A 15467-nucleotide genomic window follows, 5' to 3' on the forward strand; every position below is an offset into this window, starting at 1 on the left:
GTCTCCGTCATGACGACAACGGTAGCGGTGACCGGAGCGACCGGCGGCCTCGGGGAAGCGGTCGCGCGGGCGTTCGCCGACGAGGGCGCGACGGTCGTTGTGGGCGGGCGGGACCGGGACGCGCTCGACGCGCTCGCCGCGGAACTGGGCGGCGAGTCGCTGCGGACGGACGTCCGCGACGAGTACGAGCTCGAACGCCTGCTGGAGCGGGCGTCGAAGGCCGGCGACGGCTCCGGCGTCGACGTCTTGGTCCCCTGCGCCGCAGTCTACCATGGGGACGCGGGCGAGACGCCGCTCCCCGGGGAGTCCTACAGCGCGTTCGACGACACGATGCGGACGAACGCCCGGGGCGTGTTCGCGGCCGTCCGCGAGGCGCTCCCGCACATGGACGAGACGGGGCGCGTGGTGATTCCGACCGGGAGCGTCGGCCGCGACGCGGACGCCGGATTCGGCGCGTACGCCGTCTCGAAGGCCGCCGTAGAAGGGATCATGCGGCAGTTCGCGGCGGACTGCGAGCAGGCGGTCGGCTGCGTCGACCCGGGCGCCGTCGACACCGCACTCCACGGGATGGGCGGCCGCGGCCCCGGGGACGTCGCGGGGCTGTTCACGTGGGCGGCCTCCGCGCCCGACCGCCTCGACGGCGCGGTCCTGGACCTCGCGGACTGGCGGGCGGCGACCGCGTAGTCAGACCACGCGCACCTGCTCGGCGGTGACGTCCACGCCGGGGCTGTAGAGGAGGTGCGGGACCGAGTTCGGGTGCTCGAAGCCGTTCGCGGCGAAGAGGTCGTTCGTGCGGAACGTCGCGTCGGCGTGCGCGACCCGCCACGGGTCGTGGCTGACCTCGCCGCGGAACACCCGCGAGCTGCCCGCCGCGTAGAAGCGATAGCGCTCCACGAGGAACTCCTCGAACGTGCCCGGGGCGGGCTCCTCGGGCTCGCCGACGGGCCGGTAGGTCGCGTCGAAGTCGAGGTCGGAGACGCCGGAGTGCGTGCGGTGGCTGCGGAAGTCGAGGGTGTCGCCGCGGCGCTCGACGCGCATCTCCGCGCGGTAGTACGGCAGCCGGAACAGCAGCCGGGCGAGCGCGACGCCGAGGCGGTCGTTCGCGTCGAGGTTGAAGAAGAAGACGCCGTGCCCGGCGTCCCCGGTGACGTACGTGCGGAGGTTGAGCTCGCCGAACGTCCGGCCGATAGACGCGGGGACGCCGAACGGCCGTACGTCCCCCATCACGAACGGCACCACGGAGAGCCACGCGCGCCCGTCGAACGTGTCCACGTCGAGGCCGGCGGGGAGTCGGGTCGCTATCACGTCGGGGTCCACGGGCCAACTCGCGACGAGCACGTCCCGCCACTCCATCGAGACGACGTCCATACGCCCCGTGGGGCCCCTGGGGTCTTCGGCGTGCCGGCCAACCGACACGCTATTAACATCGGAGATTATATTATTAATCGAATGACCGTCACGCAGTCCGTCACGGCGGCCCGAGCGCGTACCTCGAAGCTCGGTGCCGTCAGCCTGTTCGCGTTCCTCGCGCTGTCCGCGTACGTCTTCAGCACGGGCGAAGCCCGGAAGCTCCTCGGCATCGCGTGGGTCGCGTTCGCCGCGATGGCCGGCGCCGCCGCCCTCGGCGCGCGCGCCAGCAACGAACACCCCACGGGGCTCGTCTGGGGGTACGGCCTCGCCAGCGGCGCGATGGTCGCCAGCTCCGCCGCGTTCCTCGTCCCGCAGGCCATCGGCTACGCCCCCAAGCCCGGCGGCTTCGGCATCGCCGCCGGCATCCTCGTCGGCTTCGGCGCCCACACCGTCGGCCACCTCGTCACGCACCGCGACCTCCCGCTCGACCGCACGAGCGCCGAGCTCGCCGCGCACTCGCTGACCGCCGGCTCCATCATCGGCGTCGTCTACACCGCGATGCCCGAACTCGGGCCGCTGCTCGGGCTCGCCATCGTCTCACACAAGGGCCCCGCGGGCTACGCCGCCGCGCGCCGGCTCACCGCGCAGGGCCGCTCCCCGATGATGCTGCTGCTCCCGTCGGCTGGCGTCGGCATCGCTGCGCTCGCGGTCACCGTGCTCTCGTTCCCGACCGACGCCACGTTCCGCGCCGTCGTCTTCGGGTTCGCCGCCGGCATCTTCCTCCACGTCGCGATGGACTTCCTCCCCGAGTGCGAGACCGGCAGCGAGGTCCACGCCGCCGCCACCCGCGGTAGCGACGACGGCCACGACCACGCGGTCCTCGACCGCCTCCGCCTGCACGCCGTCGCCTCGACCGCGCTCGGCGGCATCGCCGTCGCCGCCGCGTGGCTCCTGCTCCAGTAGCTCACTCTCCGGGTTCGACGCTCGGGAACCGGCGAAATTAGCTGTAATCCCGCCACCGGCTCCCGCACTCCTGGCACTTGAAGAATCGCGTCGGCGGCTCGTCCGCGCTCCCGGTCTGCTTGATGGTGTACCACGCCTCGTCGTGGCCGCACTCCGGACACGTCTCCTCGGCGGTCGGCTTCCCCTCGAAGTTCGCGTCCTCGCTCGTCTCGATGACGTCGCTGGTGTCCTGGGCGGCCGTCGTGACGAACTCGCCGTCGTCGCCCGCGGGCTCGGTGTTCTCGCAGCCCGAGCACACCAGCTCGTCGTCCTGCTTGTGCATCATCGACCCGCACTCGTCGCAGAACTGCATACCCCGCGTTACTGGCTCTCCGCGGAAAAATCACTCGCCTCGTCGTCCTCGCGGGCCGCGACCACGGGGCAGTTCACCACCCGGAAGTGGTCGGTGTCGACCTCCGCCGCGATGGTCGTCCCGTCGTGCGTGCACGCGGTCTGCGGCGGGTCCGTGAAGTGCGGGCACTCCTGGCAGAGGCGCTTCTCCACGACGCGCACGTCGTCGTCCGCCGCGTGCTCGGAATCGGCCGGTTCGTCGACACCCGCGGCGTCCACGCCCGCCGCGTCCGCGACCGGCTCGTCGGCCGACTCGGAGAGCTCGTCCCAGACCTCGTCCTGGTCGACGCTGCCGACGTCGACGTCCGTGAACAGCTCCTCGAAGTCGTCGTCATCGTCCTCTTCGCGGCGGCGCTCGACGTCCTCTCGGAGGTCTGCCAGCGGCTCGCGCTCGCGGTCGTCGTCACTCATCGCGCTCACCCATAGGGTTGCCCGCGACGTCGACGTCGTCGAGCACATCGTCTAGTTCGTCGTCGTCGACCGGTTCCGGGTCGACGACCGCCGGGCCGCCGTCGTCGCCGTCGCCGCCCTCGGCCATCGCTTCGAGCGTCCCGTCGTCCGTTCCGAGCCACGAGTCGCCGAGCTCCGGGTCCTCGCCGGGCAGCGCGGGCGCCGACCCCGTCACGAGGACGTGCGTGCCGAACCACCCCGGGTTCGCGTCGACCGCCTCGAACGTCGCCGCGCAGAACGGGCACTCCGGCGCCGCCAGCAGCGCTACGGTCACCGACTCCCCGCACTCCCCGCAGTCGGCCTCCTCGACGCCCGCGAGGTTCGCCTCGCGCTTGAGGCGCTCGGCGCGCTCGCGGCGCGCCTCCGCGGACGCCAGCGACGCCACCGAGTCCCGCATCGACACCACCGCGGTCGCCAACGTCCCCGCCTTCCGGTCGAGGGCCGCCGCCTCGTCCCGGAGGTAGGCCAGCACTTCCTCGAAGTTCTCGAAGCCCGCGTCGACGCGCTCGCGAAGCCGGCGCACGCGCTCGGCGACCTCGGCGGCCTCCCGTTCGGCGTTCTGCGCCGCGCTCACGGCCTCCTCCGCGCGGTCGGACAGCTCCGGGTGGTCGTGGTCCGCGGGCGCCTTCGCGTCGGCGTCCCGCTTGACCTGGATGACGCGATCGCGGACGTCCTGAATCTTCTCGTCGAACTCGCTGTCGACGTCCTCGATGCGGGACTCGAAGTCGTCCTCGACGGCCGCGAGGCGCTCGTCGAGCGCGTCGTCGGTGACGACGTCGCTCTCGCCGTCGGCGGCACGGAACGCCGCGACGACCTCCGCGAGGAACTCCTCGGGAGTCACGCCGAGGTCGTCGGCACGCTTCTCCACCCACGACGCGACGGGCCCCTCGAGCGTCGTCTCGACCGCCTCCGACGTGCCGTCGGCCATTCACCCGGGCTTGGTCCCGTGCGCTCTTAACCGTTCGCCCGGCTATCGGATCTTCCGAACGTCGCTGACGTCGAAGCCCGCGTCGTGAATCTCGGTCTCGAACTGCACGATGTCCTCCTCTTCGAGGCGGCCGAGCACGCCCCGGAACTCCCGGACGAACATCGTCCGCACGCGCTCGTTCCCGCCGCTCTCCCACGCGAACTGCACGGTGCCGTCCACGGACGTCATCAGGCTCCCGAACTCCTCGTCGGTGACCGCGTCGCGGGTCAGGTGCAACAGGAGCAGGCCGTCCCAGCCGCGTGCGGCCTTCCGCAGCCCCTTCAGCGTCATCACGATGTCGCTGAACGCCATGTCCTGCTGGCGCGCGCCGATGAGGTCGGTCAGCGAGTCCACCACCACGAGGCTGCCGCTGGCGTGCTCGTCGAGGTAGTCCGCGAACGCCTCCAGGACGTCTCGCCGGTCGCTGTCGGTGTTCCCGAGGTCCGAAATCGAGCGGTGCTCGCCCGCGTACCACTCCCGGGGGACGGGGCTGAGCTGGAAGTACTCCGGGGAGAAGTCCTCGAAGGTGACCGCGTCGAGGCCCGCTTCGACGATCTCGTCGTCCATCGTGAACGAGATTTCGCGGCGGAGCTCGTCCTCGTCGGCGGTAAAGGAGACGTAGTGGATGTCCTCCGGCGGCACCGCCGAACCGTGGAGGTCGCCGTAGTGTAGGTCGAACAGCTCGGGGTCCGCCGACTGCAGGCCGTTGAGGACCGCGCTCGTGTAGACGAACTCGCGGGCGCCCGCGCCCGCCTCGCCCGACAGCAACACCACGCTCCCCTCGGGGGCGCCGCCCCCGATGCGGCCGTCCAGCCGCGAGACGCCGAACGGAATCGTCGCCATACGTGCGCCTCGCGCGGGCGGCGTTTACGCTTTTCCCTGCCCGGATTCGGCGACGCGGGCGCCCTCGTTCCGCGGCGCGACCACGCGCACGTCGCCGCCGACGCCCGCCGCGTCCAGCGCCTCCCGTCCGGCCGCCAGCGCCGCGTCCGCGCGGTCCGCGTCGGTGACGCCGTACACCGCCGGTCCCCACGAGGACTGCCCGGCGCCCGAGACCGCGGGACTCCCGGCGAGCGCGTCGACGATGCACCCGACGGGTGGACGGTAGACGCCGCCCTGCTCGTCGGCGTACCACGCGCCGTTCAGCCGCCCGACCTCCGCGACCGCCGCGCCGAACGCCGCGACGTCCCCGCTCGCCAGCGCCGGGAGCACGCGCCGCGTCACGACTCCCGAGATGCGGTCCGCGAGCCCGGGGTCGGCGGCCTCGACGGCCGACCGCATGCTCTCGTCCTCGTCGCTGCCGTTCTTCCCCGTGTCGGCGTCCGGCACGACGAGCAGGAACCGCCAGTCGTCGGGAATCCGGTGGCGCGCAGCGACCGGCGGCACCGCCCACTCGCCGCGCGCCGGCGCCTCCGTCGTGAACAGTCCCGTCGGGTGGCCGGCGTCCAGCACGAACCCGCCGGCTTCGAACGTCGCGACGCCGACGCCGCTGCGGCCGCCGCGACCGAGTTCCGGCGCGAATTCGCGCACGTCCGCGTCTCGGCCGTGGGCTCGCGCGACCGCCGACAACACCGCGAGCGCGAGCTGCGTCCCGGAGCCGAGGCCGACGTGCGGCGGCAGCTCCCCGCAGACCGAAATGGCCGCGCCCGGCACGTCCAGCAGTTCACAGGCGCGCTCGGCGTGCTCGCGCGCCCGCTCGTGGTCGCAGCGCAGCGCGTCCGCGGGCTCGGCCTCCACCGCCACCCGTGGCTGGTCGAGTGCCACGCCGAGGCTGCCGTACAGCCGGTCGTGGGACAGCGAGAGGTTCAGGAAGCCGAAGTGGAGCCGGCCGCCGCTCTCGACCCGGACGGACATACCACTCGCTTCGCCATCGACGGTGTTGCCGGTTCTGCCGTGGGCAAACCTTCCCGCTACCCCACTTGTGGTGGCGAACATCATCGCCTCGCGGCGAGCCACCGGCAACATCTGTTCAGTCGGCGCGTTTTAACCCCTGCGCGCGCAACCAGATGGTATGAGCCAGCAGAAGGACCCGGACTTGCCGAGCAACGACGTCACGGAAGGCGTCGAACGCGCCCCCCACCGCGCGATGTTCCGCGCGATGGGCTACGACGACGCCGACTTCTCCTCGCCGATGGTCGGCGTCGCGAACCCCGCGGCGGACATCACGCCGTGTAACGTCCACCTCGACGACGTGGCCGACTCCGCCGTCGACGGCGTCGAAGACGGCGACGGGATGCCCATCGAGTTCGGCACCATCACCATCTCGGACGCCATCTCGATGGGGACCGAGGGGATGCGCGCGTCGCTCATCTCCCGGGAGGTCATCGCGGACTCCGTCGAACTCGTGGCGTTCGGCGAACGCATGGACGCCTTAGTGACCGTCGCGGGCTGCGACAAGAACCTCCCCGGGATGATGATGGCCGCCATCCGCACCGACCTCCCGTCGGTGTTCCTCTACGGCGGCTCTATCATGCCCGGCGAGCACGACGGCCGCGAGATCACCGTCCAGAACGTCTTCGAGGGCGTCGGCGCGGTCGCTTCCGGCGACATGAGCGAGGACGAACTCGAGGACATGGAGCGTCACGCCTGCCCGGGCGCGGGCGCCTGCGGCGGGATGTTCACCGCGAACACGATGGCCTCGATCTCGGAAGCCATCGGGCTCGCGCCGCTCGGCTCCGCCAGCCCGCCCGCCGAGTCCGACGGCCGCTACGACGTCGCCGAGCGCGCCGGCGAGCTCGCCGCGGAGTGCGTCCGCGAGGACCGCCGCCCCTCTGACATCCTCACGCGGGAGAGCTTCGAGAACGCCATCGCGATCCAGGTCGCGCTCGGCGGCTCCACGAACGCCGTCCTCCACCTGCTCGCGCTCGCCGCGGAGGCCGGCGTCGAGCTCGACATCGAGGACTTCAACACGATCAGCGACCGCACGCCGAAGGTCGCGAACCTCCAGCCGGGCGGCTCGCGCGTGATGAACGACCTCCACGAGGTCGGCGGCGTTCCCGTCGTCCTCAAGCGCCTGCTGGACGCGGACCTCATCCACGGGGACGCGCTCACGGTCACCGGGCGCACCATCGAGGAGGAACTCGACCACCTCGGCGTCGACGGCGAAGTGGACGAAGACGTCGACTTCCTGAAGCCCGTCGACGACCCGTTCCACGAGACCGGCGCGATCACGGTGCTGACGGGGAACCTCGCGCCCGACGGCGCGGTCCTCAAGGTCACCGGGAAGGACGAGACCCAGCACACGGGGCCCGCGCGCGTCTTCGAGTCCGAGGAGGACGCGATGGCGTACGTCCAGGAGGGCCACATCGAGTCCGGGGACGTCATCGTCATCCGGAACGAGGGCCCGCGCGGCGGCCCCGGGATGCGCGAGATGCTCGGCGTCACCGCCGCGGTCGTCGGGCAGGGCCACGAGGACGACGTCGCGCTGCTCACGGACGGCCGGTTCTCCGGTGCGACCCGCGGCCCGATGGTCGGCCACGTCGCGCCCGAAGCCGCCTCTGGCGGCCCCATCGCGCTCGTGGAGGACGGCGACGAGGTGACCGTCGACGTGCCGGAACGCGAGCTCTCCGTCGCGGTCTCCGAGGAGGAGATGGACGAACGCCGCGAGGACTGGGAGGAGCCCGAGCCGCGCTACGACGCGGGCGTGCTCCGGAAGTACGGCGTCCAGTTCGGCTCCGCCGCGGACGGCGCGGTCACGAACCCCGCGGCGAAACGCGAGTAGCTACTTCCGCGAGAGGAAGTCGGGGAGCCGCAGCCGGTCGAGGTCCTTCCTGGGGAGCGTGTCGAAGTCGATTCGGTCGAGGAGCTCCGGGAGGTCCATGCGGTCGCCGTCGCCCCCGCCGGCCTCGATGTCGCCGCCCTCCTCTTCTTTGTACGTGATGAGCTTCGACCACACCGCGCGCTCGCGGGACGGGAACTCGGCGGGGTCGAGGTCTGCGTCGTCCGAGGCGAGCCGGCTGTCCAGGTCCGCTGCCGAGGTCTTCCCCTCGTCGTAGGCCATCTCCACGAGCGACCGGCCCGCCGCGGCGACGAGCTCGCGGTACTCTTTGGGGTTGCGGTCGCCGAGCGCCGCCGAGACGCCGAGCGCGTACGCCCGCCAGATGGCCTCCTCGCGGTCGAGCTCGTCGCCGTCCCAGTCCCGGGAGAACGCTTCGTCGTACATCACTCCGGCCGGACCTTCCGTCCGGGGTCGACCTGCAGCCCCGAGCCCGTGAAGGAGACGTCCCGGATGTCGCAGTCGATGTTCGTCCCGCGCATCTTCACTAGCTGGACGCCGCGTGTCATCCCGCCGTTCTCCAGGAAGTTGTGGAGGAAGATGACGCCGTGGGCGAGGTAGTGCTCCTCGGCGTACGCGGTCGGGTCGGTCATCTCCGACACCAGGAGGACGGTGGCGTCGGTCTGCTTGAGGCCGGTCGCGAAGTGCGTGACCTCCGCGTCCGCGTCGTCCGCGAAGTGCGCCAAAAGCATCGTGGAGTCGACGACCACGCGGTCGTAGTCCTCCTGGCGGATCATCGACGCGAGCCGCGAGGACAGCCCGGACTCGCGGCCGTACTGGGTGAGCGAGCGCCGCGAGCGCTCCCGCGTGAGGTTCAGGAACTCGAAGTTCTCGGCGTTCGCCGCCCGCGAGAACCCAAACTCGTAGTTCGACATGTCGTCGACGAGTTCGTTGCGCGTCTCGTGCATCGTCACGTACAGCACGTCCTCGCCGTTCTTCACGCCCTCCGTGACGTACTGGGCGGCGAGCGTGGTCTTCCCGCTGCCCGGCGGCCCGCTCAGCGTGTACAGGCGGCGCGCCGGGAGCCCGCCGTCGAGGAGGCTGTCGAGCCCGGCGACGCCGGTCGAGATTCTCATCGGTGGGGCCCACGAGGCCCACGCTTAAATCCTCCAGTGTTCTGGCGCTTTCACGTTTCCTCGCAGCCCTCCCGGAGTTCTCGGTGCGCCGCGGTCGTCCCGCGTGTGTCTGCAGGCTCGCTCCGCGAATCGTGTGTCACCGGGGCGTGGTAATCGTACCCTCGGAAGTGTTATCCGTGTACCCGGCCTACCCGTAGTTGCAATGGCAACCGGTACGGTTGACTTCTTCAACGACACGGGCGGTTACGGTTTCATCGACTCTGAGGACGCGGACGAGGACGTTTTCTTCCACATGGAGGACGTCGGCGGTCCGGACCTCGAGGAAGGGCAGGAAGTGGAGTTCGACATCGAGCAGGCCGACAAGGGCCCGCGCGCGACGAACCTCACCCGGCTGTAATCCCGGCGCTCCTTCACAGCAACTAACCTACTTTCCCGATTTTCACGCCGCGTAGCGACACGCTCGCCTACAACACAGCGTTACTCGCGTAGCCGGCGGCTCGCCTAGCCGTCGCCGTGCACGCGCACGAGCAGGTCGCCGCGGACGTCCCCGAGGATGGTGGCGTCCCCGCGGCGCTCGATGCGGTCGCGGTCGACCTCGTGTGCCTTCCGGACGACGACGCCGCCCGCGTCGTCGGTCTCGATCGCACGGACCTTCACGAGCCGGTGGGGCTTGACGTACGCGTAGACGTCCCGGAGCGCCGCCGCGTCCCGCGTGTCGACGGCGCCGACGGTCGCGGCCTTCAGGCGGTCGTCGGGCGCGAGGTCCGCCGGGTGGATCGAGACGCGGCTCCCGAACTGCTGGGACATCGCGGGCAGCACGCTCTCCTGGGTCTGGCGGGACGGCTGGGTCTCCGTCGACCGCAGCACCGCCCGGAACGTCACGGCCATAGTGCTCCTACCACGTCACAGTATATCATACCACATGATAACTGTCCGAATGGTAATCGGAAGGTTGAGCGGGCCGTGAATCCTGCGCTCCGACCGTCACAGTCGATCTAGGAAACTGGTAGGTACCCTCGTTCTTTTACTCGCGTACCACCTACTGTTCGTCATGAGTAATAACGCGTATTCGAACGGCAACGGGGGCGAGCGAACGGGGGGTCCGGCCGCCCCCGCCTCGACTGACGTCGGCACGTCGCTGTCGCCGAGCGTCGCGTTCGCGCTCCTCGCCGACGAACGCGACCGCTTCGCGCTCTACGTGCTCGCCGCGCAGGAGGTCTCCGTCCCGGTCGACGAGCTCGTCACTCGCGTCACCGCGCTGGAGAACGAGACCAAGCCCGCGTCGGTCACCCAGAAGATGGAACGCCGCACGCGCACCCGGCTCTGTCACTCCACGCTCCCGAAGCTCACCAGCTACCGCATCGCCACCAGGGACGCCGACGCCGTGGAACTCACCGACCGCGGCGAACAGCTGCAGCCGTACCTGGAGTTTTCGAAGGAACGCGAACGCCGGTACGTGCAGGCGCTGCTCGAACAGCACGGCGAGTGAGTCGGCGGCGGATAGCGGGGGCGACGCTGAGGATACGCACGAGGTTCGTGTGCAGATTCGGGAACGCGATTCTCTCGGACCGCGTCGGTCTGCCGTGGAATACCTGAGGAAACCCCCTCGGGGACCTCGATCTGCTCGACGGTTTTATTATGTAACTTGATGATACTGACCTATGGGACAGTGCCCCCATTGCGGGCAAGACGTTGACGAGCTCGTGGTTTCTGAGACGGAAGTCGTGAGTGGAATCGTCTACGAGTGTCCGAGTTGTGAAGCGATCTTAGGCACGTCGGACGCGACTGACATCTAATCCGGGGGTGTACTCGTATCGGGGATAATCTGCCGCACGCTCCGCGTTCAGTACCCGAACACTGGCAGAGGTGACCCAGATAGGATTACCGGACGGTATCTGTCCCCCTGTACTTCTCCACGCCGTGGGCCGCGTCGGTAGTTGAGTGGGCGAGAACAGCGACGAGCGTCCCGGTGAGGGGTGTGGATACCGGGGTCGGGGTAGACCGCCGTGAGCGCGTAGACGGCGGCCCAAAACTGCATCCAGTACCCGTAGCGGAGACCGGGCTGGCTGCGGGCCGTGCTACTCGACACGGCCGGTCACCTCCTCGAACAGCGGCGCGCCGTGGTCGTCGTTGAGCTCCCCGAGTGGATTCAGCCCCGCGTCTTCGGGGTCGTGGTCGGCGAGGTGGTCGGGCCGGGACTCGTCACGGTCGAATTCACACCCGCAGAACGAGGAGTGCGTGGGCCGGACGAATCGGCGGCTCCGCGAGTAGGTCCGAGCGCGGAAGCTCACGCAGACCACTCATTGATAAAGGGACGTGTTGAATACAGACGGGTCTGTCCGAAAGTTAATTCAGCAGGCCCGGAGACGGACGCAATCCGAATCCGGGCTGAAGTGAAGTGGGACCGCCGAGATTCGAACTCAGGTCCTACGGACCCCATCCGCAGAGGATACCACTACCCTACGGTCCCGCGTTTCGAACGAGGACGCTTCCAACATTAAGGCCTTCGTTTCGGAATCGCCCTACACGAGGACGCGTTCGAGTTCGACGACGGTCCCGGAGTCGGCGTCCGGGTCGCCGACGCGGCGGCCGAGGCAGACCGCGGCGCCGTTCGGCGTGTAGCACGCGACGAGCGCGTCCCGGTCGGCGTCGTCCGCGTCGATGACGCCCGGGGCGTAGACCGGCGCGCCTTCGGCGACCTGCTCGGCGGCCGACGGCGCGATAGTCACCGATGGAAGGTGTTCGAGCGCGCGCTCCGCGGGCGCGAGGACGTCCCGGAGCGCGGCCTCGGGGTCGCCGCCCGGGGGCGTGGTGTCGTCCTCGTCCCGAAGCCACGCGAGCGCGTCCGCGAGGTCGTGCAGCGTCGACAGCGTCGCGTCGTCGAACGGCGTGGTGGCGGTGCGGCGGAGGTGGCCCATGTGCGCGCCCGTGCCGAGCGCGCGCCCGAGGTCGTGGCAGAGCTTCCGTACGTACGTCCCGGACTCGCACTGGATGCGGAGCAACGCCTGCCGGTCGCTGACTTCGAGCACGTCGAGGGCGTGAATTTCGCGGACGCGCAGGCGGCGCGCGACCGCGGACTTCCGCGGCGGCTTCTGGTAGGTCGGTCCCTCGAACTCCGCGACGACGTCGCGGAGGTTCGCGGGCGGGTCGGCGTGCAGTTCGAGCACGGCGACGTACTCTTTGGGGCCTTCGAGCAGCGCGGGCGCGAGTCGCGTCGCTGCGCCCGTCAGCACGGGCAGACAGCCCGTGACCTTCGGGTCGAGCGTGCCCGCGTGCGCGGCCTTCTCGACGCCGACCATGTCCCGGATCCACGCCGACACCTGGTGGGCCGACGGCCCCGGCGGCTTGTCCAGGTTCACGACTCCGAACTCGCGGAGAGCGTCCGGGTCGCGGTCCGCGGGGGCGTCTCGCAGCATCGTCAGAACTCGTAGTCGACGTTCTCGATGGGGACCGGCCCCTCGTCGTTGCTCGGCTCGTAGTTGTCGACGGCGTACAACACGATGTCGGTGACCTCGTCGGGCCCCCACCGCGCGGTGTTCACGAACAGGTCGTAGATGGTGAGGTCGTCGAAGTCGATGCCGTAGTAGTCGGCGTACCGCGCGGTCTCGGAGTCCTCGCGCTTCTCCGTCTCGGCGCGGGCGGCGGCGGGCGTCTTGTCCTCGCGGTCGGCGATGCGCCGCGCGCGCACCCCCATCGGCGCGTCTAGCCAGATCTTGATGTCCGCGTACTCGCCGGCCATCCAGCCCGCGAGCCGGGACTCCAGGACCACGTCGTCCTGCTCCCGGGCGGTCTCGCGGAGCTGGCGGTCGAGGTCCTTGTCGATCTGGGGGTCTTCCTCGGCGAGCTCGTTGAACTCCTCGAGGCTGAGCCCGCGGTCCTCGGCGAGCTCGCGGAAGATGTCGCCGCCCGAGATGTGCTCGTAGCCGAGGTGGTCCGCGAGCGCGGACGCCACCGTGCTCTTCCCGCTGCCCGGTGGGCCGGAGATCGTGACTAACATATCCGTGCTGGGACCGGCGCGGACAAAGAGGTTTTGAACCCGAGCGGTCCGTGACACCGCCTCGCGGAGCGATAGGAAGCGTTCGCGCTCGCTCCGCTCGCACGATTCACTCCGCGACCGAGCGCAGCGAGTGAGTGGAGGCCGACGACTGAGCGGAACGAAGTGAAGCGAAGGAGGAGTGCTTTTTCCGCAAGTTTTTGCCGAACGAGGCGCGGCGAAGCCGCGCCTCGTGCAGCGCAAAAAGTGCGTGTGCTAGGTCGGCGTCGTCTGGATGTTCAGCGCTTTGCGGATGATGTTCGAGAAGCTGAACGAGCAGACCATGTACCAGATGATCCACGTGGGGAACACGAGCAGGCGGCCGTGGTTGAAGTCGACCTCGCCCGCGAGCGGGAGCACCATCACGATCTCCTGGCCGGAGTAGACGGTGCCGAGCTTCCAGTACATCCAGAGGAACGCCGGGATCGTCAGGAGCATGATCCACGCCATCGGGCGGAACTGCTCTTTGAGCATGCCGGCCTGGTCGCCGAACGCCTCCATCTGTTCCTCGCGCAGGCGCTCGATTTCGGCTTCGTCGCCGCGCTCCTTGGCGTCGGACATCTTGTCCTGGAGCTTCTGGGCGCGCTCCTGGTACTCGGACATCTTGTCCATGTCGGTGAGGTTGGCCTGCAGGAGCGTGGAGTACAGCCCCGTCAGGACGGCCAGCGCCATCACGACGACGTAGAACGGGAGCACCGACTCGAGCGGGCTGAGCACGATGTCGACGGCGCCGCCGATGGTGTTCTGGATCGGCTGGAAGTTGTAGCCGAGGATGGCCGCGAACGACCCGACGGCGGCGAGCTTGTCCCACTTCGACCAGGACGACGATTCGGGGCTGTCCTCGAGTTCTTCCTCGGGTTCGAGACCCTCGCGGACGCCCTCGGGGTCGGCGAACTCGAAGCCGTCGTCGGCCTCGACGAGGATGTCCTTCTCCAGCAGGCGCCCCCACTGGCCGCTGGAGACGTCGTCCTTGACGTCCCGCCAGCGGAGTTCACCCTCGTGGTCGAGGAGGTCGTCGAGTGCAGTGGCCAGTTCCGGGTCCTCGCGGACCAGCGAGCGGACTTTCTCCGCGGTTCGAGACATCTTCTTGTGACTCCTTTGCGGCGCCCGCTTGAACCTCTTACGGAACGACCGACCCCGGGACGCGGCTCACTCGACGGTGACGGCAGCCGGCATCACACGAGAGAACGAGTTCGAGAGCGCGACTGCGCGCGAGTTAGTTCGCGTTCGCTTCGACGGCCGCCTCCACGTCCTCCCAGACGTCGTCGGGGGTCTGTTCGCCGTCGACCTCTTCGAGGACGCCCTCGTCGCGGAAGTACTCGACGACGGGCGCGGTGTTCTCCTCGTAGACGTTGATGCGCTCGCGGGCGGTATCCTCGGTGTCGTCCTCGCGCTGGTAGAGGTCGCCGCCGCACTCGTCGCAGACGCCCGCTTCCTCGGGCGGGTCGAAGTCCACGTGGAACGTCGCGCCGCAGTCCTCGCAGACGCGGCGGCCGGTGAGCCGGCGGACGAGCTCGTCCTCGTCGACGTCGAGGTAGAGCACGACGTCGAGGTCCGTGATGGAGTCGAGGTACTCCGTCTGGGCCTCGTTGCGCGGGTAGCCGTCGAGGACGAAGCCGTCGGCCTCGCCGAGCGCGGTCTTCACGATCTCGTTGACGACCTCGTCGGGGACGAGCTCGCCGGCGTCCATGTACTCGCCGGGCGTGTCGTACTCGAGGTCGAGGTGGCTGATGTCCATGCCCTTGTTCGCCCGGAGCGCGTCCCCGGTGGTGACGTGCTCGACGCCGAATTCGTCCGTGAGACGGCGGCTCTGCGTGCCTTTGCCGGCGCCCGGCGCGCCCAGAATCAGGATTCGCGGGTTGCTCATGCAGACCCGTTCCGCGGCATCGATTAAGGAGGTGTTGTTTCCGGCCGAACTCTCGCGACGACACCCGACCTGCTTAGTGGCCAGGCCGTCAATCCCGTCGCATGACTCGCTTCGACGCCGACACCGAGACCGAGCGCATCGAACTCGTCGCGGACACCGTCGCCGCGCACCGCGAGCGCGACAGCGCGTTCTGCACGCTGGAGGCCGACGAGGACCCCAGCGGCGACCCGGAGTTCCTGCCGCCGTGGGTGCAGTTCGCGGACGGGACACTCAACCTCGACTGCACGGACGACGAGCTCGACCGGCTCTCGACGCTGGTCTCCCGGTACGGGGCGTTCACCGTCACCGAGCGCGAACACGTCCCCGCGGAGTCCGGCGAGGAGTCCCCCGGGACGAACGTCCGCGTCGAGGCGCGCGCCGACGACGAGCGCGTCGCGCAGTTCGTCGACGCCGCCTTCCGCGAGGTGTACGGCCTCCCCGAGGACTTCCGGCTGTGGGCGGTCGAACTGTAGTTCCGGTGGCGTCGGCCCAGAGTCAAAGGTATAAGGCCGATGGGAACACACCCCCGAGTATGAGATTCTCGCGTGTTACGTCCG

Annotated in this window: 20 protein-coding genes and 1 tRNA gene; 6 read left to right on the forward strand and 15 right to left on the reverse strand. The window is 69.6% G+C overall.

All coding sequences use genetic code 11. From position 1 onward, the window contains the following. The first annotated feature begins 9 nt into the window (after positions 1 to 9). Positions 10 to 684 carry an SDR family NAD(P)-dependent oxidoreductase gene (locus tag G9C83_RS10610; RefSeq protein ID WP_167246113.1) on the forward strand — a complete coding sequence of 225 codons (675 nt, stop codon included), beginning with the start codon at positions 10 to 12 and terminating at the stop codon, positions 682 to 684. On the opposite strand, the gene G9C83_RS10615 is transcribed toward G9C83_RS10610, so the two are convergent. Further along, positions 685 to 1368 (reverse strand): DUF2071 domain-containing protein, encoded by a 684-nt coding sequence (locus tag G9C83_RS10615; RefSeq protein WP_167246114.1) that lies wholly within the window; start codon positions 1366 to 1368, stop codon positions 685 to 687. A gap of 81 nt (positions 1369 to 1449) precedes the next feature. Here G9C83_RS10615 and G9C83_RS10620 point away from each other — a divergent pair, with 81 nt between their 5' ends. Next, positions 1450 to 2313: a ZIP family metal transporter gene (locus G9C83_RS10620; RefSeq protein WP_167246115.1), complete on the forward strand. Its 864-nt coding sequence runs from the start codon at positions 1450 to 1452 to the stop codon at positions 2311 to 2313. A gap of 37 nt (positions 2314 to 2350) precedes the next feature. Here the strand turns inward: G9C83_RS10620 and G9C83_RS10625 are convergent, their stop codons facing one another. Genes G9C83_RS10625 through G9C83_RS10645 form a run of 5 tightly spaced genes read right to left on the reverse strand, consistent with a single transcriptional unit; the run spans position 2351 to position 5974 of the window. Beyond that, positions 2351 to 2665, reverse strand: a complete 315-nt coding sequence (locus tag G9C83_RS10625) for a transcription factor S (RefSeq protein ID WP_167246116.1) — start codon at positions 2663 to 2665, stop codon at positions 2351 to 2353. Positions 2666 to 2673: 8 nt separating this feature from the next. Then, complete coding sequence (locus G9C83_RS10630; RefSeq protein WP_167246117.1) at positions 2674 to 3114, reverse strand: hypothetical protein; 441 nt, start codon at positions 3112 to 3114, stop codon at positions 2674 to 2676. Then, complete coding sequence (locus G9C83_RS10635) at positions 3107 to 4081, reverse strand: hypothetical protein (RefSeq protein ID WP_167246118.1); 975 nt, start codon at positions 4079 to 4081, stop codon at positions 3107 to 3109. The genes G9C83_RS10630 and G9C83_RS10635 overlap by 8 nt, the downstream gene beginning before the upstream one ends. 42 nt (positions 4082 to 4123) lie before the next feature. Beyond that, positions 4124 to 4963, reverse strand: a complete 840-nt coding sequence (locus G9C83_RS10640) for an HTR-like protein (RefSeq protein WP_167246119.1) — start codon at positions 4961 to 4963, stop codon at positions 4124 to 4126. A gap of 24 nt (positions 4964 to 4987) precedes the next feature. Next, on the reverse strand, positions 4988 to 5974 hold the full coding sequence (locus tag G9C83_RS10645) for a beta-ribofuranosylaminobenzene 5'-phosphate synthase family protein (protein ID WP_167246120.1): 987 nt from the start codon (positions 5972 to 5974) through the stop codon (positions 4988 to 4990). 157 nt (positions 5975 to 6131) lie between these two features. Here G9C83_RS10645 and ilvD point away from each other — a divergent pair, with 157 nt between their 5' ends. Beyond that, complete coding sequence (gene ilvD, locus G9C83_RS10650) at positions 6132 to 7841, forward strand: dihydroxy-acid dehydratase (RefSeq protein WP_167246121.1); 1710 nt, start codon at positions 6132 to 6134, stop codon at positions 7839 to 7841. Here the strand turns inward: ilvD and G9C83_RS10655 are convergent, their stop codons facing one another. Both G9C83_RS10655 and G9C83_RS10660 read right to left on the reverse strand, forming a co-directional pair. Next, positions 7842 to 8282, reverse strand: a complete 441-nt coding sequence (locus tag G9C83_RS10655) for a hypothetical protein (protein WP_167246122.1) — start codon at positions 8280 to 8282, stop codon at positions 7842 to 7844. It abuts the gene before it with no gap. Then, a complete protein-coding gene (locus G9C83_RS10660; protein ID WP_167246123.1) occupies positions 8282 to 8971 on the reverse strand; it encodes an RAD55 family ATPase in 690 nt (229 codons plus the stop codon). The genes G9C83_RS10655 and G9C83_RS10660 overlap by 1 nt, the downstream gene beginning before the upstream one ends. A 202-nt stretch (positions 8972 to 9173) precedes the next feature. Between G9C83_RS10660 and G9C83_RS10665 the strand changes: the two genes are divergently transcribed. After that, positions 9174 to 9368 (forward strand): cold-shock protein, encoded by a 195-nt coding sequence (locus tag G9C83_RS10665; RefSeq protein ID WP_014052820.1) that lies wholly within the window; start codon positions 9174 to 9176, stop codon positions 9366 to 9368. A 104-nt stretch (positions 9369 to 9472) separates the two neighbouring features. Here G9C83_RS10665 and G9C83_RS10670 read toward each other — a convergent pair whose 3' ends face one another. After that, a complete protein-coding gene (locus G9C83_RS10670; protein ID WP_167246124.1) occupies positions 9473 to 9859 on the reverse strand; it encodes a hypothetical protein in 387 nt (128 codons plus the stop codon). A 163-nt stretch (positions 9860 to 10022) separates the two neighbouring features. Between G9C83_RS10670 and G9C83_RS10675 the strand changes: the two genes are divergently transcribed. Next, positions 10023 to 10460: a hypothetical protein gene (locus tag G9C83_RS10675; RefSeq protein ID WP_167246125.1), complete on the forward strand. Its 438-nt coding sequence runs from the start codon at positions 10023 to 10025 to the stop codon at positions 10458 to 10460. A 589-nt stretch (positions 10461 to 11049) separates the two neighbouring features. Here the strand turns inward: G9C83_RS10675 and G9C83_RS10680 are convergent. The 6 genes from G9C83_RS10680 to G9C83_RS10705 form a co-directional block, all read right to left on the reverse strand. Next, positions 11050 to 11262 carry a hypothetical protein gene (locus G9C83_RS10680; RefSeq protein ID WP_167246126.1) on the reverse strand — a complete coding sequence of 71 codons (213 nt, stop codon included), beginning with the start codon at positions 11260 to 11262 and terminating at the stop codon, positions 11050 to 11052. Positions 11263 to 11370: 108 nt separating this feature from the next. Next, positions 11371 to 11441: transfer RNA gene (locus G9C83_RS10685), tRNA-Pro, on the reverse strand. Between the two features lie 52 nt (positions 11442 to 11493). After that, positions 11494 to 12387: an RNA-guided pseudouridylation complex pseudouridine synthase subunit Cbf5 gene (locus tag G9C83_RS10690; RefSeq protein ID WP_167246127.1), complete on the reverse strand. Its 894-nt coding sequence runs from the start codon at positions 12385 to 12387 to the stop codon at positions 11494 to 11496. Between the two features lie 2 nt (positions 12388 to 12389). Next, positions 12390 to 12968 carry a (d)CMP kinase gene (cmk, locus tag G9C83_RS10695; protein WP_167246128.1) on the reverse strand — a complete coding sequence of 193 codons (579 nt, stop codon included), beginning with the start codon at positions 12966 to 12968 and terminating at the stop codon, positions 12390 to 12392. A 252-nt stretch (positions 12969 to 13220) separates the two neighbouring features. After that, positions 13221 to 14087, reverse strand: coding sequence for a DUF106 domain-containing protein (locus tag G9C83_RS10700; RefSeq protein ID WP_167246129.1), 867 nt, complete (start codon positions 14085 to 14087; stop codon positions 13221 to 13223). Positions 14088 to 14220: 133 nt separating this feature from the next. Next, entirely contained in the window at positions 14221 to 14871 is a 651-nt protein-coding gene (locus tag G9C83_RS10705) for an adenylate kinase (protein ID WP_167246130.1), read from the reverse strand. Between the two features lie 101 nt (positions 14872 to 14972). Between G9C83_RS10705 and G9C83_RS10710 the strand changes: the two genes are divergently transcribed. Next, positions 14973 to 15383 (forward strand): hypothetical protein, encoded by a 411-nt coding sequence (locus tag G9C83_RS10710; protein WP_167246131.1) that lies wholly within the window; start codon positions 14973 to 14975, stop codon positions 15381 to 15383. The last annotated feature ends 84 nt before the right edge of the window (positions 15384 to 15467 follow it).

This window comes from Halobacterium sp. R2-5 (genome assembly GCF_011734195.1).
Taxonomy (GTDB): Archaea; Halobacteriota; Halobacteria; order Halobacteriales; family Halobacteriaceae; genus Halobacterium.